We start from the raw sequence: 18780 nt of genomic DNA, 5'->3' as shown, positions 1-18780 counted from the left end.
CGTCAGCCCACCACGCCCCGCTTCTCGTCAGCCCGCCACGCGCCGCAGCCGGACCAATGCGCTCGCGCAGTCGCCCGCCGACAGGTCGGGCAGCGTCAGGCCGAAGCCCATCAGCGTGGCCCCCGACCACTCGCGCCCGGTGTCCTCGTCGCGGTAACGGGCGGCGTCTGCCAGCCCGCGCAGCCGCAGCGGCGCCTCCGGCGGACCGAACGCGGTGCTGGGCCGCCAGACCAGGACAGCCGCCCGGTCACCGTCGAGATACTGCACGGCCGTCAACGGCCCCTGGCCGGGCGCCAGGAGACGGAACTGCTCGCCTCGCTGCACCACGGGACGGATGTCCTTGTAGACCTCGATCAGTTCGGCGGCCTCGGCGAGTTCGGCGTCCGTCCAGCGCGTCAGGTCCCCGCCGATGCCGAGCACCCCGGCCATGGCGCTGTGGAAGCGGAACCGCAGCGGCACCGCCCTGCCGGTCAGCGGGTTGGGGCTGTCCGTGACCCAGGCCGACATCACGTGCGCCGGGTACAGCTGGCTGAAACCGTGCTGGATGCGCAGGCGGTCCACGGCATCGGTGTTGTCGGAGGTCCACACCTGGTCGGTGCGGGCCAGGATGCCCGGGTCGACGCGTCCGCCACCACCCGCGCAGGCCTCGATCCGCAACCCCGGGAACTCCGCCCGCAGCTGGTCCAGCACCCGGTACAGCCCCCGGGCGTGCTCGACGTGCACGCGGCGGGCATCGGGGCCGCCCCCGGCGTGACCCGCTTCGGTGAACGAGCGGTTGAAGTCCCACTTGAGGAAGTCGACCGCGTGGTCGGTCACCACCTGACGCAGCCGGCCGAGGGCCCACTCGGTCACCTCCGGCCGGGAGAAGTCGAGCACCAGCTGGTGCCGCAGCTCGGTGGCGGTGCGGTCGGGGAGGTGCAGGACCCATTCCGGGTGGGCGCGGTACAAGTCGCTGTCGGCGTTGACCATTTCGGGCTCCACCCACAGCCCGAACGCCATCCCCAGGCGGTGCACCTCGTCGGCGAGCGGCCGCAGGCCCCGGGGGAACTTCTCCGGATGGGGCGTCCAGTCGCCGAGTCCCGCCCGGTCGTCGTCGCGGCCGAGGAACCAGCCGTCGTCGAGCACGAACAGCTCGGCGCCGATGGCGGCGGCACGGCGGGCGAGAGCGATCTGGTTGTCCTCGCTCACGTCGAACCCCGTGGCCTCCCAGGAGTTGTACAGCACCGGCCGCACCTCCTCCGGGTGGGGCAGGACGTGCGCGCGCAGGTGGCGGTGGAAGGCCCGGCTCGCATCCCCGAAGCCGCCGGTGGTGTGGAGGGCGAGACTGACCGCGGTGCGGTGCCGTCCACCGGGCGGCAGGCGCAGCTCGGCACTGTCGTGGCCCTCGTTCGCCAGTACGCCGGTCCGGCCGGCGGCCGTGCGCTGCGCGGTGAGCCGCCAGCTCCCGCTCGCCGCGAGCGCGACGACCCAGACCTCCCCCTGTTCCTCGCCCGCGTCCCCGGCGTCGAGTGCGGCCCAGGGGTTGGCGTGGTGTCCGGTGTGGCCGCGCCTGCTGCCCAGCGCCGTCTCGCCGACCGGCAGCTCCGACCGCTGGAGGCGGCCCTCGGCGGACCAGCCCCCGTACACGGAGCTGAGCCGCCAGTCCGGCCGCTGCGGGAGCGGCCAGTGCGCGGAGGCGTACCGGACCAGCAGCACGTCCCCGTCCCGTGCCGTGCCGGTGTGCGCGAACTCCACCCACCGCTCCACCACGTCACCGTCCGGCGGGACGCGGTAGTGCAGCTGCCAGGCCAGCGGCCGGGTGCGGTCCCGCAGCTGGACGACCACATGGTCTTCCTCGACCAGGACGACGTCCCGCACGGTCGCCTCGACGGGACTGCTGCCGTCGGCGAAACGTACCTCGAAGGCGGGCACGCCGAAGCGGGCTCCGCCGTCGACCGGGTACTCCTCGGTTCCGTCCCAGCGGCCGGCGAAGCTGTTGTCGTGCTCGCTCCAGGGCGGCAGCGCGACCGCGTCGGCGAGCGGCAGCGCGGCGCCCCAGTGGAGGTGCCGCACGATGCCCGCGGCCCGGTCCACCCGGAACACGTAGGCGCCCTGAGCGGTGCGCAGCAGCACGGTGCCGCTGTCCTCGTCCAGCTCCACGCGGCGGGACGCACCGGTGGACGACGGGACCGGGCGGGTGGGCATGGTGGTCACGTGACCCTTCCTCGCAGGTTCTCGCGGATCCGACAGCAGGTCAGTCCGGGGTGGACGACAAATCCTCGCGTACGACGACCACTCCCCCGGGCGGGACCACGGCCCGGCCGTCGGTGACGTCGGCGTCGCCGAGGCCCACCCCGGTGACGGGCACCGTGACGGTCTGGTCAGTGTGATTGATCAGAAACAGATAGGAGTACCGCTCCCCCACGCGCCGCGCCGCCTCCAGCCCGGGCGGTGCCTCGACGACCGGGGTGAGGCGGGCCTGCTCGCCCAGCGCGCGGATCACGTCACGCAGGGCGGGTACGGGCAGTCGGCCGGCCGCGTACCAGGCGGTGCCCCGGCCGAAGCCGTGCCGGGTGACGGCCGGGCCGCCGCGGGCCGGGCCGCCGTCCGCCGAGTCCTCGTACCGCACCACCGTGGTGCAGCCCCGCGGTTCGACGCGCTCCACCCACTGCACGATGTCCGTTCCGTCGTCGAGCCGGGCCCGTTCGCCCGTCCGCAGGGGCAGGAATTCGTCCACGACGAGTCCGAGCACCTCCCGCAGGGCTCCCGGATGACCGCCCGGCCGCACCCGGTCGGAGTCGTCGACGACCCCGCTGAAGCAGCCGACCGCGAGGTGGCCGCCCTGCTGCACGTACTGGGTGAGGTTGTCGGTGTCGTCGTCGGAGAGCAGGTACAGGTTGGGGGCGACGACGGCCCGGTACGGTGTCAGGTCGGCGCCGGGGGGCACGAGGTCGCAGGTGATGTTCATGGTCCACAGCGCCTCGTACCAGTCGCGGACCGCGTCCAGGTAGCGGAACTGGCCGGAGGGCCGGGCCTGCAGTTCCAGGGCCCACCAGTTGTGCCAGTCGAAGAGCACGGCCACCTCGCTCTGCACCCGGCTGCCGGTGACCTCGGCCAGGGAGGCCAGCTCCGCGCCGAGCGCACTGACCTCCTTCCAGACCCGGCCGTCGGTGCCGGCGTGCGGGAGCATCGCGGAGTGCCACTTCTCGGCGCCGGCGCGGGACTGCCGCCACTGGAAGAACATCAGCCCGTCGGCGCCGCGGGCCAGGTGGGTGAGGCTGTTGCGCCGGGTCTCTCCGGGCCGCTTGGCCACGTTGACGGGCTGCCAGTTGACCGCGGACGTCGAGTGCTCCATGAGCAGCCAGGGCCGGCCGGCGGCCATGCCGCGGGCGAGGTCGGCGTTGAGCGCCAGGTCGATGTGGCCGTCGCGGTCGGCGGCGGGGAGGTAGTGGTCGACGGAGACCAGGTCGCACTCGGCGGCGAAGGCGTAGCCGTCGACCTTCTTCTCCAGGGTGCCCATCACGTTGGTGGTGATCGGCACCTGCGGAGTGGTACGGCGCAGCACAGCCGTCTCGGCGAGGTGCCGGGTGAGCAACGCGTCGGAGGAGAAGCGGCGGTAGTCGAGTTCCTGGCCCGGGTTGCGGAAGGCGGTGGTGTCCCGGGGCGGGTCGATCTCCTCCCAGTCGCCGTAGCGCTGGCTCCAGAAGTCGGTGCCCCACACGTCGTTGAGCGCGTCGAGGGTCTTGTACCGCTCCTTCAGCCAGGTCCGGAACGCGGCCGCGCTGGTGTCGCAGTAGCACAGGGCGTTGTGGTTGCCCCACTCGTTGTGGACGTGCCACAGGGCGAGGGCGGGATGGCTGCCGTAGCGGGCCGCCAGCTCGGTGACGAGGGCGTCGGCCGCTTCGGCGTAGGCGGGGCTGCTGGGGCAGAAGACCTGCCTGCTGCCGTGCGCGAGCCGGGTGCCGGAGGCGGTGACCGGCCGGGCCTCTGGGTGCCGGCGGGTGAACCAGGGGGGCGGTGCGGCGGTCGGCGTGGCCAGGTCGACGGCGATGCCGTGGGCGTGCAGCAGGTCCAGGACCTCGTCGTGCAGGCTCCAGTCGTACGTGCCGGGCCGTGGCTGGATGCGGGACCAGGAGAAGACACCGACGGTGACGAGGTTGACGCCCGCTTCGCGCATCAGGCGGGCGTCCTCGCGCCAGACCTCGCGCGGCCACTGCTCCGGGTTGTAGTCGCCGCCGTAGGCGATCCCGCCGAGTCGGCGGGTCACTTCGGCGAGGGGGTGGTTCACGATTTCACGGCTCCAGCGGCGAGTCCGGCGCGCCAGTAGCGCTGCAGGAGGAGGAAGGTGAGCACGATCGGCACGACCGAGACCAGGGCGCCGACGATGGTGAGGGTCTGCAGTTCGGGCAGCCGGCTGGTCTGCGACTGCCAGGTGAACAGGCCCAGGGTGACGGGGTAGAGACGCTCGTCCTGCAGCATGATCAGGGGCAGCAGGAAGTTGTTCCAGATGACGACGAACTGGAACAGGAAGACGGTCACCAGCGCGGGTGCCATCAGGCGCAGTGCGATGGTGCGGAAGATGCGGAACTCGCTCGCTCCGTCCATGCGGGCGGCCTCCATCACTTCGTCCGGGACGGACGCGGCGGCGAAGATGCGCGAGAGGTACACGCCGAACGGGCTGACGATGCTGGGCAGGAACACCGACCAGAAGGTGTTGGTGGCGTCGAGCTCGGCGAACATCAGGAACAGCGGCAGGGCGAGCGCGGTGGCCGGGACGAGGACTCCGCCGAGGACGACGGAGAAGACCGCCTCACGGCCGCGGAAGGCGTACTTGGCGAGCGCGTAGCCGGCCGCCGCGGCCAGCAGGGTGGCGACGGCGGCTCCCGCGCCCGCGTACAGCAGGCTGTTGAGCAGCCAGCGGGCGTAGACGCCGTCCTGCTGGGCGAAGAGCGAGGACAGGTTGTCGCCGAAGTGCCATTCGGCGGTGCGGAAACCGGGGGTGCTGACCAGGTCGCTCTGGCTCTTGGTCGAGGACACGAGCAGCCAGTAGACCGGCAGCAGCATGTAGCAGGCGACCGCGATCATGAAGGTCACGGCGGCGGCGGTGGACAGGCCGGTGCGCGGCCTGCGGCCTGCGGAGGGGGCGTGGGCGCCCTCGGTGCGGGTGAGGAAGCTCATCCCTGCCTCCTGGAGGTGAAGCGCAGGAACGCGAACGACAGGACGAAGGTGACGAGCGCGAGGACGACCGACAGGGCGGCGGCCTCGCTGTAGTTGTCGCCGGAGGCGAGCGAGTACGCGGCGAGGTTCGGGGTGTACGTGCTCGTCACGCTGGTGGAGATGGACCGGAAGACCTGCGGCTCGGTGAACAGCTGGAAGGTGCCGATGATGGAGAAGACCCCGGTGAGGATGAGGGCCGGACGGATGATCGGGATCTTGATGCGCAGGGCGATGGTCCAGCCGCTCGCCCCGTCCACCCGGGCCGCCTCGCCGATGTCGGCCGGCACGGCCTGCAGGGCGGCGTAGATGATCAGCATGTTGTAGCCGGTGTACGTCCAGGTGACGACGTTGGCGATGGACCACAGGATCGCGTCCGGGCCGAGCAGGTCGACATGCATACCGGCCGACCGCAGCAGGTCCACCACGGGCGACAGCCGCGGGTCGTACAGGAACGCCCACATCAGGGCGGCGACGACGCCGGGGATGCCGTACGGCACGAAGTAGACGAGCCGGAAGAACCGCTTGGCGCGCGCGACCGCGGAGTCCAGCAGCAGCGCGAGGACCAGGGCCAGCAGCAACATCACGGGGATCTGCACGAGGGCGAAGCCGAGGACGCGCAGCAGGCTCTCGGTGAAGTAGTCCTCCTGAAGGACCCGTCCGTACTGCTCGAACCCGGCGAATACCGTCTCGGTGCGGCCGAAGGTGCCGCCGGTGCGTTCGGTCTTGTGCAGGCTCTGCCAGAAGGCGTACCCGACCGGGACGAGGGTGAACAGGACGAAGGGGATGAGGAAGGGTGCCAGGAAGGCGTAGGGGATGAGGGTCCGGCGCGGTCGACGGCGCGCCGGGGCCGGGGCGTTGGTGGATGTCACGGGCAGCCTTTGAGGTGCTGTTCCCCGCCGCCCGGGGGCGGCGGGGAGGCCGGGGAGGGACCGATCACTCAGCCACGTCGAGCGACTGCTTGCGCAGGGACTCGGCGCTCTGCGCGCCGGTGTCCTCGAGCACGTCGCCGAGGGTGCTCTTGCCGGCGATGGCGTTGGCCGTGCCGTCGCTGAGGAAGCGGTAGGTGTCCGTCATGGTCGGACCCCAGGTGAAGTCGGTGTCCACGTTCGCCGAGGCCTCGGCGAAGACGTCGAAGATCTTCTGCTTGCCGTAGAAGTCGACCGGCTGCTTGAGCGCCGGAAGGTCGAGACCGGCCTTGGCCGCCGGATAGAGCCCGCCCTCGCGGTTGAGGATCTCCAGCGCCTCGGGGTCGCTGTTCAGCCACAGGGCGAACTTGGCGGCCTCCGCGGGGTGTTCGGTCCCGGCCATCACCGTGGTGGTGGAGCCGCCCCAGTTGCCGGCCTGCTCCTGGCCCTCCTCCCACTGCGGCATGGGGGCGACCGCCCACTTGCCGTCGGTGGACTTGGCGTTGTCGCGGATGGTGCTGTAACCCCAGGCGGCGCTGACCCAGGTGACCACCTCGCCGGTGTTCCAGGCCTTGTACAGCGCCGGGGAGAAGCCCTGGAGGCCGGTGGCGACGAGCTTGTCGTCGATCAGCTTCTGCCAGTAGTCGGCGACCTGGCGGCTCTCGGGCCGGTCGACGGTGACCTTCCAGGTGTCGCCGTCACGCTCGAACATGGTGGCCTGGTTCTGCCACAGCAGGCCGGTGAACCAGTTGGGGTCGGTCTGGGAGAAGTGGGTGATGTACTTGCCCTCCTTCTTCAGCGTGCGGGCCTGCTCCGCGTACTCGTCCCACGTGGCGGGGGCCTTGAGACCGAGCTGGTCGTAGATGTCCTTGCGGTAGAACAGGGCCATGGGGCCGGTGTCCTGCGGCACCGCCCAGACGCCGTCCTCGCCGTCGGCACCGAACTCCACCTGCGACCAGGTCCAGTCGACGAAGGTGTCGCCCGCCTCCTCGACGCCGGGGCAGGACGAGATGTCCGTCAGCCCCTCCTTGAGCCGGAAGCTCGCCAGGGAGTCGTACTCGACCTGACCGAGGTCCGGCGCCTTATCGGCCTTCAGGGCGTTGGACAGGTTCTGGTACGTGCCGGCGTTGCCGGAGGGGGTCGTCTTCAGCTTGACCTGGATGTCGGGGTTCTTGGTGTTCCAGGCGTCGACGGCCTTCTGCATGCCCGGGACCCAGGACCAGTAGTCCAGCGTGACCTTGCCCGAGGCCGGCTTGCAGGACGCCTCACCTCCGCTGCCGGCCTTGTCGCCCCCGTCACCTCCACCGCAGGCGGTCAGCGCCGTGAGGGCCAGAACCGTTCCGCCGATCACGCAGCGTCCGACCAGTGATGTGCGATCACGCATCGCCATGGTTGCTCCTTGCACCGGGATCCGCTCCGATGAAGCGGTGGGCACAAGAGACATCCGAAATCAACGAAAGTCAACAGGCTCAGGCGAACTCATGACGCTCACGCACACTTCGTAATCAGTTCGAAACCTTACACTGAGCCGCAAAATGCCCTGTGACCTGCGCTTTCATGGAGCATGGCACAGAATCCGTGCAACGATCTCGCTCTGCGGAATCGATTACGCTACGGTGCCCAAGCGCACCGACAAGAGAGCGGCGGCGCACTCCGGGGGCGGGGCACTGCGGCACCCCGCCCCCACCTTCAGTCACTTGACGGGGCGTCAGAACGCTGACGCGGTGTCACCTCGTGCGCTGGTCAGGGAGCCGTGGGGAGGTGAACCCGCCACATGACTGTCCGGCTTCGCGGACGACCTCAACGCCGCGCTGACGCGTCAGTGACCGGTCACACCAACCCGGTACGACGGGCGACGTCCTCGGTGTGCCGCATGTGCTGGTGCGCGTCGTCACCCAGCTCCGTGATGAGGCCCGCGACGACGGTCTCGATGACGGCGAGGGTGGGCACCAGGCTGTCGTACGGGGACGGGGTGGTCACCTGGCTGGGCAGCACCACCTCGGCGTGCGCGCTGGTGGGCGACAGCCAGGTGTCGGTGAAGACGACGACCTTGCCGCCCTGATCCTGGACGAGCTGGGCGAGGGCGGTCTTGTCGCTCTCGTAGCGGCGGTAGTCGAAGACGACGAGGACGTCGCGGCGGCCGAGCCGGGCCAGGGCGGCGGCCCGTTCGACGTCCCGTTCCGGCAGGATGTGGACGTCGTCGCGCAGCTGCATCAGGTGCAGGGCGAGGTACTGGGCGAGCAGGTGGGTGAACCGGCCGCCGACCAGCGTGATGCGGCGCTTGCGGTCGGAGAGCAGGGTGATGGCCCGTTCCAGGTCGTGCGGTGGGGTCTCGGCGAGGGTCTGGGCCACGGCGGTGGTGAACAGCCTGCTGCTGCGGGCCATGAGGCCCGCGGCCGTGTCGTCGCCGGGGACGTCCTCCGTCTCCTCGTACAGCGACAGGGGCGAGGCGTTGCGCTGGTCGAGCTCGGCGCGCAGGGCGGCCTGGAACTCGGGGAACCCGCTGTACCCGAGGCGGGCGACGAAGCGCAGGACCGTGGGAGCGCTGACGGCGGCGCGTTCGGCGATCGTGGCGACGGTCTCGAAGCCCGCCGCGGGGTAAGCGGCCAGGAGCACCCGCGCGACCTTCCGCTCGGCGGGGCTGAGGGTGCCCAGCTTGAGACGGATGTCGTCGGCGAGGGTGCCGGAGGCCATGAGGGCTCCTTTCGGATCTTGCGGTGCGCCGGTGCCGAGCCTAGTGCCCGTGCGGGGGGGGGGGGGGGGGGGGGGGGGGGGGGGGGGGGGGGGGGCGGCGGCGGGGGGGGGGGGGGGGGGGCGGGGGGGGGGGGGGGGGGGGGGGGGGGGGGGGGGGGGGCCCGGGGGGCGCGCCGCCCCCCCCCCCCCCCCCCCCCCGACGGGGTGTCGAGCGGGGTCACCGGGGGGTGATGTCGATGCGCAGTCCCACGAGGGATCGCGCGGTGGCGCCGTCGCTCGTCCAGGCGGTGAAGCCCGGCCGCTTGGTGAAGGTGACGGTGAAGCGGGGAGCGCTCTCGTAGGTGGTGGCGGTGGCGGTGCGCTGGGTGCGGGTGGCGGCGAGGGCCGCGGCGGTGCTCAGGAAGGAGTACGGGACTCCGGCCGGGTTGTCGGCCGAGTAGAAGACGTCGCCGTTGGCGGGGACGGGGGACGTGCCGCTCGGGGTCAGCGGGCGCTTGCCGGGACCGGGGCGGGCGGCCCAGTGGCGGGCGTCGTAGTGGTCGCCGTCGGTGAGGTGGGTGTACCGGGCTCCGGTCAGGGTCCAGCCGGCCCGGGAGGTGCGGGCGTGGGCGTCGCGCAGGTCGAGGATGCCGACGCCGTTGGTGCCGAGGACGGTCATGGTCTCGGAGGGTGTTCCGGGACGGTCGACGACGAGGGCGCTGTTCTCCTGGAGGGCGTAGACGCGGTCGTGGCCGGTGTCCGCGGCAAGGCGCAGGGCTCGGCCCTCCCTGCCGTAGGCGCCGGTGTGGGTGTCGACGAGGCCGGAGCGCAGGAAGCCGAACCCGCCCTCCGGGAGGTGGCCGAGCCGGGTGGGGTCGTCGAAGTAGCCGGGCGCGCTGCCGTCCCGCAGGCCCTGGTAGGACTCGCCGCCGGTGACCATGTTGGCTCCGGCGGCGATCTGGGCGCCCGCGGAGGTTCCGGCGACGACCGCGCCGTCGGCCAGCTTGGCGCGGATGGCGGCGAGCACCTTGGAGTCGGTGTGCCGGTCGCCGTGCAGGAGGGTGGTGACGTACCGGTACTGGTCGCCGCCGCCGAAGAAGAATCCGGTCATGGAGTTGATCCGGTCGACCACAGCGTCGGAGTCGGCGTTGGCGATGTGGTCGAGGTCGACCGGGATCCACTCGGCGTCGGCCGCGCCATGCTTCTCGAACAACCCGGCGTAATAGGCGCCGTTGCAGGCCGAGTTGCTGCACCGCTCGGGGTCGTTCGCGTGCGGGTCCTGGCTCTCGGGTACGGAGGCGGCGGTGAGGACGCCGATACGGGCTCGGGAGCCGCCGGCCCGTTCGATGATCTCGCCGTACACCTGGGTGTTGCTCTCCTTCAGGGCGCCGCCGATCAGGACCAGGGAGCCCGCCGCCGGGCCGGTGCCGGGGTGAGTGGTCGCCTGGGCGGCCGCCGGAGCGGCGGTGAGGGTGAGGACGAGGGCGGTGGCGGCGGCCAGGAAGTGACGCCGACCGGGTCGAGGGCGCTCGCGCATGGTCTCTCCATGAGGTGTGGTGGGGCCCGGGAGGTCCGGGTGCGGTACGGCCGGGGGCCCGGCGCTCATACGTCGCCGCCGCTGTCGCCGAGCGCGACGATCAGCGAGGCCAGCAGGGCGACGCGCTGGGGCACGCTCGCGGTGTCCAGCCACTCCTGCGGGCTGTGGTCGGCGCCGCCGACCGGACCGAGCCCGTCCAGGACCGGAACGCCCACGCCGGCGATCAGGTTGGCGTCACCGACACCGCCGGTGGCCGTGGCGCCGAGGGTGAACCCGATTGCGTCCGCCGCCCGTTCGGCCGCGGCGAACATTCGGTGCGACGCCTCGGTCGCCTCCATCGGCGGGCAGTCGTCGAGCTGCTCGACGGTCACGGCGGTGCCGGGGACCGCGGGGCATGCGGCGGCGTCCTCGATGGCCCGCCGCACCTTGCGTACGTCGGCGGCGGTCGCCGCGCGTACCTCCAGGCGGAGTTCGGCCTCGGCGCAGACGATGTTGGGGCGTTGGCCGGCCCGGACGACGCCGACGTTGACGGTCACGCCGTCCCAGCGCCCGTTGAGTGCCTGCAGAGCCACGACGAGGTGCGCCGCCGCGAGGGCCGCGTTGGCGCCGCGCTCGGGTTCGATGCCGGCGTGGGCGGCGCGGCCGGTGACGGTGAGCCGGAAGTCCGCGACGCCCTTGCGGGCGACCACCAGGTCGCCGTTCTCGCGCGCGCACTCCAGTCCGAGGGCGTAGTCGACGCCGCGGGCGACCTTCTCGGTGACCGCCCTGCTGACCGGGGAGCCGATCTCCTCGTCCGGGGTGGCCAGGAACACCAACTCGGCGTATTCCGACACGCCTTGCTCCTGCAGCAGCCCCAGGGCGGTCAAGCCGGCCAGCAGACCGCCCTTGTCGTCGCTGACTCCGGGCCCGTGCGCCCGGGTGCCGTCCAGGGTGAAGGGCCGCTCGGCTGCGGTCCCGTCCTCGAACACGGTGTCCATGTGGGCCGCCAGCAGGATCCTGCGCCCGCCGTCCGCTGCAGCGAGGCGGCCCGCCTTGCGGGCGACCAGTACGTCTCCGGTACGGAGGGCGTCGGAGGGTGGACCGTCCGCGGCAGGCGGCCGGATCCGCTCGACGGCGAATCCGAGCGAGGTGAGGGACGCCTGCACCCAGTCGGCAACCCGGTTGACTCCATCGGGGCTGTACGAGCCGGAGTCGATGGCGACGAGGCGGGCAAGGTCATGCAGGTAGCGCTCAAGACGGCTGCGGGCCGGGCCGAGCAGGTCGGCGGGGCGGGGCCGGGGCCGCTGCCGCGAGGGGGCGCTCACAGAACCTTGGACAAGAACGCGCGGGTGCGTTCCTGTTCGGGGTCGACCAGGACCTGCCGCGGATCACCGGCCTCGACGATGACTCCCTCGTCCATGAAGACGGCCGTGTCACCGACTTCGCGGGCGAAGCCGATCTCATGGGTGACGACGACCATCGTCATTCCGTCGGCGGCCAACTGGCGCATCACGTCCAGGACATCGCCGACGAGTTCCGGATCGAGGGCGGAGGTCGGCTCGTCGAACAGCATCAGTTTGGGTTTCATGGCGAGGGCGCGGGCGATGGCCACGCGCTGCTGCTGGCCGCCGGAGAGCTCTGCCGGGTAGTGCTCGGCGCGGTCGGCGAGACCTACCCGCTCCAGCAGCTGCCGTGCTTCCTGGCGGGCCTGTGCTCTGGGCACGCCGGCGACCCGGACCGGTGCTTCGATGACGTTCTCCAGTGCCGTCATGTGCGGGAAGAGGTTGAAGCGCTGGAACACCATGCCGATGTCGCGGCGCCGCTCGGCCACTTCCCGTTCCCGCAGTTCGTGCAGCTTGCCGCCGTGCTGGCGGTAGCCGACGAGGTCGCCGTCGACGGTGAGCCGGCCGCCGTCGACCTTCTCGAGGTGGTTGATGCAGCGCAGGAAGGTGGACTTGCCCGAACCGGACGGCCCGAGCAGGCAGCACACGCTGCCCCGCCGGACGGTGAGGTCGACGCCCTGGAGGACCTCCAGCTTCCCGTAGTGCTTGCGCACGCCTTCCGCGTGCACCATCGGCACGCCTGCGTCGTGCACGGTCGGGGCGCTCACCGGCCGGCCTCCTTGTTCTTCACTTGCGCGTTCTTCATTTGCGCGGGCCGGGTGACGCCGCCGAGCAGGCGCCGAAGGGGGGACACGTGCTGGGAGCGGGCGGTGCCGCGACCGTAGCGGCGCTCCAGCCATGCCTGCGGGACGCCGAGCACGGTCACCAGGGCGAGGTACCACAGGCTCGCGACGACGAGCATGGGGATGACCTGGTAGTTCTGGGCGTACACGTCCTGGATGTTGGACATCAGGTCGTGGGCGGAGATCACGGAGACCAGGGCGGTCATCTTCAGCATGTTGATGGTCTCGTTGCCCATCGGGGGGATGATGACGCGCATCGCCTGGGGCAGCACGATGCGGCGCATGGTGAGGGCGGGACGCATGCCCAGCGAGTGGGCGGCCTCGGTCTGCCCCGGGTCGACGGACTGGATACCGGCGCGCACGATCTCGGAGGCGTAGGCGGCCTCGTTGAGCCCGAGGGCGAGCAGGGCCGCGACGGCCGGTGTCAGCAGGGAGTTCGTCTCGGCCCGGAAGAAGGTGACGTCGGTGAACGGGATGCCGATCAGCACGTACTGGTACAAGGCCGCGGCGTAACCCCAGAAGATGATCTGCACGAGCAGCGGCGTACCGCGGAAGATCCACACGAAGAAGGTGGCCAGGCCGTAGAGGACGGGGCTGGTGGACAGTCGCATGACCGCGATGAGCGTGCCCAGGGCGAGCCCGAGGACCATGGCGGCCGCGGTCAGCCACAGGGTGGTGAACAGGCCGTCGAAGATGAGGTCGGCGAAGAGGTACTCACCGACGATGTCCCAGCGCAGGTTGTCGTTCTTGGCGAGCGAACCGGCCAGCCCGACCAGGGCGGCCAGGGCCGCCGCGGCAGCCACCCAGCGGCCGTAGTTGCGCACCGGCACGACGACGAGGTCGTCCGCCGCGAGCCCGTGGGCGGGCGCGGTGGTGTTCCGGGGTGTCTTCAGCTCGACCATGCTCAGTCGACCGCCGCGTTCCTGGTGGCTTCCTTCACCGCGATGGAGGCGACACCGTACTTGTCGAAGATCTTGGTGGCGGTGCCGTCGTCGATGAGGGCCTGGAGGGCCTTCTGGATCGCGTCGGTCAGTTCCGGCAACTCCTTGGTGACGGCGATGCCGTTGGGTGAGGCGTTGTAGCCGCCGGGGGCGGCGGGGTCCTCGACGAGGTCGAAGGTCTTGCCTCCGTCGGCGGTCTTGGCGGTCCAGCCGGCGGCCGGCTTGGTCAGCAACTGAGCGACGACCTTGCCGGAGCGCAGGGCGAGTTGGGCGTCGGAGTCCTTGGGGAAGGTCTGGATGTCGATCCGGCCGCCGCCGGCCTTCTCGCACGTGGCCTGGTGGCTCTTGAGCAGATCGAGCTGGTTGGTGGCCGCCTGCACGGCCACCTTCTTCCCGCACAGGTCGTCGAGGGTGGCGAGCTTGTCGGGGTTGCCCTTGGCGACGAGGATGCCGGAGCCGGACTGCGAGTAGTCGACGAAGTCGACGACCTGCTGCCGCTCCTTGTTGTCGGTGATGGCCGACATCGCCACGTGGAACTTGCCGGCCTGGATGGCCGGGACGATCCCGTCGAACTTCTGCGGGGTGAAGGCGAACCGCACCCCCAGCTTGGCGCCGAGGGCCTGGCCGAGGTCGTAGTCCAGGCCCGTCAGCTCGCTCTCGCCCTCCTTGACGTACATCTCGAAGGGCGGGTACGGGACGTCGGTGGCGACCTTGACGGTGCCCGCGTCCTTTATCTCCCCCGGCAGCGCGTCGTGCAGCGCGGGATCCTTCTCGATCTTGACGCCGGCGACGGTGACGCTGCCGCTCGCGGCCGGTGCGGTGTCGTCACCGGTGGAGCAGGCGCTGAGGGCGGTGAGGGCGGTGGTCACTACGGTGGCGGTCGCCAGACGGCGGACCGTGCGAGCGTTCATGGCGGGTCGGACCTCTCGGAAGCCTTGGTCGGCGGAGACGCCGCCGACTGCCCTCCGGAAATTACAGAACGCTAGCAATCTTGGCTAGATGTATCGCGCGTTACGTTCACGTAACGAGCGTCGACATCGCCCCTGACCCGCGACAGACCGCCATTCACCTGCTCTTTCCACATGATCCCAGGCCGATCGTGCGGTACATCTTCCAGCCACAGCCGACCAGTTGTACCGTCCGGTAGCACACCACATCTCAACTCCGGAGGATCCATGTCCCTACGCCTGAGACGCCGTTGGGCGACCGCCGCCGCCCTGGCTCTGCTCTCCCTCACCGCCACCCTCGGCTCCGCCGCCCCCGCCCAGGCGGCGGCCGACCGGATCCGCCTGGGCAACGCCGCCGACGCCGACCGCGCCGACTGGCAGGGGCCGGCGTTCACCATGAACGGCGACGGCTCGGTCGTCCCCGGTTCCATGAGCCGCGCCATCGACACGATCCGCGGCAACACCGGCTCCCTCGACGTCGTCGTCCTCGCCGGCTCCGCACCGTCCTCGGGCAGCAGGACCCCGGAGTGTGACACCGTCATGCGGCTCGCCGGGGTCAACTCCTGCACCACGTGGACGCTCACCCGCGCCGCTGACGGCAACAACACCCAGGCCAACGCCGACATCCGCAAGGCCGAGTTCGTGTACTTCGCGGGCGGCGACCAGTGCCGGTACGTGCGCTGGAAGGGCACGGCACTGGAGGCCTCGGTCGAGTCCGTGGTCGCCAAGGGCGGCGGGGCGGGCGGGGGCAGCGCGGGCCACCACGTCAGCAGCCCCGTGGTGTACGACGCGTGCGGCGGCAGTGCCACCAGCGCCGACGCCCTGGCGGACCCCTACGACCGCTCCATCACCTTCACTACCGGCATGTTCGAGTGGCCCCACTACGCCGGGGTCGTCAACGACTCCCACTTCAGCGCCCGTGATCGCATGGGCCGCACCATGGCCTTCGTGGCCCGTGCCGTCAAGGACGGCCTGACCCCGGGCGGTCGGGCCTGGGGAGTAGGGGTCGACGAGAAGGGCTCGCTGTTCATCGACAGGAACGGCCTGGCCACCCAGTACGGGGCGAACGCCTACGTCGTCCTCGGCGACCACCAGCCCGAACGGGCCGTCGCGGGCCGGCCGCTGACCTACTCCGACTACAAGATCTGGCGGCTGACACCGGGCACGACCTTCCACTTCGCCGACCGTCCCACGTGCGGTTACTACCGCCGCAGCGTCACCAACGGAGTTCCGGACGCGAACCTGTACAACGGCACCCCGGAGAGCTGCGCCACGAGCGCGCCCTGACCCGGCCGCCACCTGCATGCGGCACAGGTCCGCCCGCAGGAGCGCGTCCGTGCCGCCACGGCGGGATCTGTCAGCGGCGGCACGGGCGCGTTACCTGCTCGGCGGACATACACACGGGGAATCCGCCGACGGCCAGCGTGCCATGACGGTCAGGCGCCGCCCAGGGTGACTCGGCGTCAACGTTCTGACGCCTCGTCAGCGGGCCTGTGCTCCCCGGGAGGCACGGCACAACGCGCTCGCCGCCTCGGCGGTGAAGGCGGCCTGCGAGGGCACGGCCGCTAGTTGACGTAGCGTTAGAATATTGACACCACGCCCCCGATTGTCAGCGACAACCGTCGGTGCCACCCTCTGCCGAGTCTCCGGATCCTGAACGCCCCCAAGGAGCTCAGCAGATGACGGCACCGTCGACGACGCCTCCCGCATCCCCCGCCGGCACACCCTGGCGCGACCGCAAGCGCTACGCGTGGCTGCTCGGCCTGGCGGTCCCCACCCTCCCCTTCCAGGCCACGGCGCTGGTTGCCGTAAGCGGCTGGCAGGCGCTGTGGTGGTGGGGGCCTTTCTTCGCCTTCGTCCTCATTCCGCTGCTGGACGCGCTGATCGGCCCGGACCAGGAGAACCCTCCCGACGAGGCCATACCGCTGCTGGAGGAAGACCGGTACTACCGCTGGTGCACCTACCTGTACCTGCCCCTGCAGTACGCCGGTCTGCTGTACGCGTGCCTGCTGTGGTCCGACGGCATGAGCGTGCCGGACGCGCTGGGCCTCGCCGCCACGGTGGGCGTCGTCGCCGGTGTCGCCATCAACACGGCGCACGAGCTCGGGCACAAGCGGGAGACGGTCGAACGCCGTCTGGCCCGCCTCGCGCTGGCCCAGTCCGGCTACGGCCACTTCTACGTCGAGCACAACCACGGTCACCACATCCGTGTCGCGACCCCCGAGGACCCCGCCAGCTCGCGACTCGGGGAGAGCCTGTGGGCGTTCCTGCCCCGGACGGTCACGGGGAGCGTGCGCTCGGCCTGGCGCCTGGAGACCCGACGCCTCGACCGGCGCGGGCACCGCACCTGGTCGTACCGCAACGACGTACTGACCGCGTGGGCCCTGACCGTCCTGGTCTTCGCCACGCTCGCCGCCGTCTTCGGACCGGTGGTCCTGCCCTACCTGCTCGTCCAGGCGGCATGCGGCATCCTGCTGCTGGAGACCGTCAACTACCTGGAACACTATGGCCTGTTGCGCGAGCGGCGACCGGACGGGCGGTACGAGCGGGTCGCCCCACGCCACAGCTGGAACAGCAACAACACGACCAGCAACATCTTTCTGTACCAGCTGCAGCGCCACTCCGACCACCACGCGAACCCGCTGCGCCGCTACCAGACCCTGCGCCACTTCGACGAGGCCCCCCAACTGCCCTCCGGCTACGCCTCCATGATCGTCCTGGCCTGGGTGACCCCCCTGTGGCGCCGCGTGATGGACCCGAAGGTCTTGGCGCACTACGACGGCGAGGCGGGACGAGCCAATCTGCATCCTCGGAGGGCGAAGCGGTATGGGACGCCTTCCTGGTGACCCTTCCTTCTACGCTCCGTCCCGGCGCGCCGCTTCGCGGGTGCTGATCGCGTTGGCGATGGTGTACGCGTCGCGGACGAAAGACTCCGCCTGCTCCTTGGAGAGGTCGCGGACGGAGGCCTCTTCCAGGGTCTTCCACATGGCCACGATGGGCTCCCGCATGCCGCGGCCCTTGTCGGTGAGGTGGACGACCATGACCCGCCGGTCGTGTTCGGCCGGCTGGCGGGTGAGCAGGCCCGCTTCCTGCATGCGGCGCAGGGACTTGGAGACGGTGGAGTGGTCCAGGCCGACGCTTTCCAGCAGTTCGGACTGGGTCTGGCCGTCACGGTCCAGAAGCTGCATCAGCAGCAGTTCCTGACCGGGGTGCAGGTCCATGTCGCGGAGCATCGCGGCGGCGTAGCCGCGGTGGGCGCGGGCGAGCTGGAAGATCGCGTAGCTCACCTGCCCACCGCTGACCGTGGAGGGGATGGGGGGCGTGGGGGCGGGCATGGTCTGGTCCTCAGGCGGTGTAGGTCGGGTAGTCGGTGTAACCGGCCGCGCCGCCGCCGTAGAAAGTGGCCGGGTCGGGGGTGTTGAGCGGCGCGTCCGAGCGTAGCCGGTGGACCAGGTCGGGGTTGGCAAGGGCGAGGGCGCCGACGGAGACGAGGTCGGCCGTGCCGTTGTCGACGTCCTTGGCCCGGGTGGCCATGTCGGTGCCCGCGCGGTTGAGGATCAGCGTGGTCGGCCATGCCGCGCGCAGGGTGTCCAGCAGGGCCTCGTCGCCGGCGTGGAGGAGGTGGAGGTAGGCGAGGCCGAGCGGGGCGAGGGCGTGTACGAGGGCGGGGTACACCTCCGCGGTGTCGGTCTCGGCGATGTCGTTGAAGGGGTTGCCGGGAGAGATGCGCAGGCCGGTGCGGTCGGCGCCGATCTCGTCGGCGACGGCGGTGGCGACCTCGATGGCGAAGCGGATGCGGTTCTCCATGGAGCCGCCGTAGTGGTCGGTGCGCTGGTTGGTGTTGGCGGACAGGAACTGGTGGATTAGGTAACCGTTGGCGCCGTGGATCTCGACGCCGTCGGCGCCTGCGGCCATGGCCGCGGCGGCCGCGCGGCGGAAGTCGTCGACGGTCGCCGCGACTTCCTCGGTCGACAGGGCGCGGGGCGTCGGCATGTCCTGGGGTCCGGAGGCGGTGAACATCGCGCCCTGGGGGCGGATCGCCGAGGGCGCGACCGGCTGCCGGCCGTGGGGGGTGTTGTCGGGGTGGGAGATGCGCCCGACGTGCATGAGCTGGATGACGATCCGCCCGCCGGCCGCGTGGACGGCGTCCGTCACCGTGCGCCAGCCGGCGATCTGCTCATCGTTGTGTATGCCGGGGGTGAGGAGGTAGCCCTGGCCGTCGGCGGAGGGCTGGGTGCCTTCGGTGATGATGAGCGCGTGCGAGGCGCGCTGGGCGTAGTACTCGGCGTTCAAGGGGGTCGGCACGCCTTCGGGGGTGGAGCGGTCCCGGGTCATGGGGGCCATGACCAGGCGGTGCGGGAGGGCGAGGGCGCCGACGGTTGTGGGGGTCCACAGGGGGTTGAGCATGGGTGTTCCT

Annotated in this window: 15 protein-coding genes; 2 read left to right on the top strand and 13 right to left on the bottom strand. The window is 71.1% G+C overall.

Translation table 11 applies throughout. From position 1 onward, the window contains the following. Window positions 1-27: 27 nt before the first annotated feature. The 11 genes from ACFYW5_RS26930 to ACFYW5_RS26880 all read right to left on the bottom strand — a co-directional run bounded on the left by ACFYW5_RS26930 (window position 28) and on the right by ACFYW5_RS26880 (window position 14327). The gene (locus tag ACFYW5_RS26930) at window positions 28-2184 is read right to left on the bottom strand and encodes an alpha-galactosidase (protein ID WP_389419832.1); all 2157 of its coding nucleotides are present in this window, start codon (window positions 2182-2184) and stop codon (window positions 28-30) included. Window positions 2185-2233: 49 nt separating this feature from the next. Then, on the bottom strand, window positions 2234-4267 hold the full coding sequence (locus tag ACFYW5_RS26925; protein WP_389419662.1) for a beta-galactosidase: 2034 nt from the start codon (window positions 4265-4267) through the stop codon (window positions 2234-2236). Continuing rightward, entirely contained in the window at window positions 4264-5157 is an 894-nt protein-coding gene (locus tag ACFYW5_RS26920) for a carbohydrate ABC transporter permease (protein WP_389419661.1), read from the bottom strand. The genes ACFYW5_RS26925 and ACFYW5_RS26920 overlap by 4 nt, the downstream gene beginning before the upstream one ends. Next, a complete protein-coding gene (locus ACFYW5_RS26915) occupies window positions 5154-6065 on the bottom strand; it encodes a carbohydrate ABC transporter permease (RefSeq protein WP_389419660.1) in 912 nt (303 codons plus the stop codon). The genes ACFYW5_RS26920 and ACFYW5_RS26915 overlap by 4 nt, the downstream gene beginning before the upstream one ends. Window positions 6066-6129: 64 nt before the next feature. Then, a complete protein-coding gene (locus ACFYW5_RS26910; protein WP_389419659.1) occupies window positions 6130-7491 on the bottom strand; it encodes an ABC transporter substrate-binding protein in 1362 nt (453 codons plus the stop codon). A 440-nt stretch (window positions 7492-7931) separates the two neighbouring features. Further along, window positions 7932-8795: a MurR/RpiR family transcriptional regulator gene (locus ACFYW5_RS26905; protein WP_389419658.1), complete on the bottom strand. Its 864-nt coding sequence runs from the start codon at window positions 8793-8795 to the stop codon at window positions 7932-7934. Between the two features lie 217 nt (window positions 8796-9012). Further along, entirely contained in the window at window positions 9013-10311 is a 1299-nt protein-coding gene (locus tag ACFYW5_RS26900; protein WP_389419657.1) for a cyanophycinase, read from the bottom strand. Between the two features lie 65 nt (window positions 10312-10376). Further along, window positions 10377-11615: a M20 family metallopeptidase gene (locus tag ACFYW5_RS26895; RefSeq protein ID WP_389419656.1), complete on the bottom strand. Its 1239-nt coding sequence runs from the start codon at window positions 11613-11615 to the stop codon at window positions 10377-10379. Next, a complete protein-coding gene (locus ACFYW5_RS26890) occupies window positions 11612-12364 on the bottom strand; it encodes an amino acid ABC transporter ATP-binding protein (RefSeq protein ID WP_389419831.1) in 753 nt (250 codons plus the stop codon). Before ACFYW5_RS26890 ends, ACFYW5_RS26895 begins: the two co-directional genes overlap by 4 nt. A gap of 32 nt (window positions 12365-12396) precedes the next feature. After that, window positions 12397-13377 (bottom strand): amino acid ABC transporter permease, encoded by a 981-nt coding sequence (locus ACFYW5_RS26885; RefSeq protein WP_389419655.1) that lies wholly within the window; start codon window positions 13375-13377, stop codon window positions 12397-12399. A gap of 2 nt (window positions 13378-13379) precedes the next feature. Continuing rightward, the gene (locus tag ACFYW5_RS26880; protein ID WP_389419654.1) at window positions 13380-14327 is read right to left on the bottom strand and encodes an ABC transporter substrate-binding protein; all 948 of its coding nucleotides are present in this window, start codon (window positions 14325-14327) and stop codon (window positions 13380-13382) included. A gap of 264 nt (window positions 14328-14591) precedes the next feature. Here ACFYW5_RS26880 and ACFYW5_RS26875 point away from each other — a divergent pair, with 264 nt between their 5' ends. Beyond that, window positions 14592-15650 carry a hypothetical protein gene (locus ACFYW5_RS26875; RefSeq protein ID WP_389419653.1) on the top strand — a complete coding sequence of 353 codons (1059 nt, stop codon included), beginning with the start codon at window positions 14592-14594 and terminating at the stop codon, window positions 15648-15650. A 392-nt stretch (window positions 15651-16042) separates the two neighbouring features. Beyond that, window positions 16043-17209, top strand: a complete 1167-nt coding sequence (locus ACFYW5_RS26870; RefSeq protein WP_389419652.1) for an alkane 1-monooxygenase — start codon at window positions 16043-16045, stop codon at window positions 17207-17209. Window positions 17210-17218: 9 nt separating this feature from the next. Here ACFYW5_RS26870 and ACFYW5_RS26865 read toward each other — a convergent pair whose 3' ends face one another. Both ACFYW5_RS26865 and ACFYW5_RS26860 read right to left on the bottom strand, forming a co-directional pair. Next, on the bottom strand, window positions 17219-17698 hold the full coding sequence (locus ACFYW5_RS26865) for a MarR family winged helix-turn-helix transcriptional regulator (RefSeq protein ID WP_389419651.1): 480 nt from the start codon (window positions 17696-17698) through the stop codon (window positions 17219-17221). A gap of 10 nt (window positions 17699-17708) precedes the next feature. Continuing rightward, window positions 17709-18770, bottom strand: a complete 1062-nt coding sequence (locus ACFYW5_RS26860) for an alkene reductase (RefSeq protein ID WP_389419650.1) — start codon at window positions 18768-18770, stop codon at window positions 17709-17711. Window positions 18771-18780 lie beyond the last annotated feature (10 nt).

The sequence above is a fragment of the Streptomyces sp. NPDC002779 genome (genome assembly GCF_042888685.1).
Taxonomy (GTDB): Bacteria; Actinomycetota; Actinomycetes; order Streptomycetales; family Streptomycetaceae; genus Streptomyces.
This window is presented reverse-complemented; position numbering and strand designations above follow the sequence as displayed.

Excerpts from the sequence above, each read along its gene's own strand:
- ACFYW5_RS26930 (WP_389419832.1), bottom strand. The coding sequence starts at position 2,184 with ATGCCCACCCGCCCGGTCCCGTCGTCCACCGGTGCGTCCCGCCGCGTG.
- ACFYW5_RS26920 (WP_389419661.1), bottom strand. The coding sequence starts at position 5,157 with ATGAGCTTCCTCACCCGCACCGAGGGCGCCCACGCCCCCTCCGCAGGC.
- ACFYW5_RS26910 (WP_389419659.1), bottom strand. The coding sequence starts at position 7,491 with ATGGCGATGCGTGATCGCACATCACTGGTCGGACGCTGCGTGATCGGC.
- ACFYW5_RS26905 (WP_389419658.1), bottom strand. The coding sequence starts at position 8,795 with ATGGCCTCCGGCACCCTCGCCGACGACATCCGTCTCAAGCTGGGCACC.
- ACFYW5_RS26900 (WP_389419657.1), bottom strand. The coding sequence starts at position 10,311 with ATGCGCGAGCGCCCTCGACCCGGTCGGCGTCACTTCCTGGCCGCCGCC.
- ACFYW5_RS26890 (WP_389419831.1), bottom strand. The coding sequence starts at position 12,364 with ATGGTGCACGCGGAAGGCGTGCGCAAGCACTACGGGAAGCTGGAGGTC.
- ACFYW5_RS26885 (WP_389419655.1), bottom strand. The coding sequence starts at position 13,377 with ATGGTCGAGCTGAAGACACCCCGGAACACCACCGCGCCCGCCCACGGG.
- ACFYW5_RS26880 (WP_389419654.1), bottom strand. The coding sequence starts at position 14,327 with ATGAACGCTCGCACGGTCCGCCGTCTGGCGACCGCCACCGTAGTGACC.
- ACFYW5_RS26875 (WP_389419653.1), top strand. The coding sequence starts at position 14,592 with ATGTCCCTACGCCTGAGACGCCGTTGGGCGACCGCCGCCGCCCTGGCT.
- ACFYW5_RS26870 (WP_389419652.1), top strand. The coding sequence starts at position 16,043 with ATGACGGCACCGTCGACGACGCCTCCCGCATCCCCCGCCGGCACACCC.
- ACFYW5_RS26865 (WP_389419651.1), bottom strand. The coding sequence starts at position 17,698 with ATGCCCGCCCCCACGCCCCCCATCCCCTCCACGGTCAGCGGTGGGCAG.
- ACFYW5_RS26860 (WP_389419650.1), bottom strand. The coding sequence starts at position 18,770 with ATGCTCAACCCCCTGTGGACCCCCACAACCGTCGGCGCCCTCGCCCTC.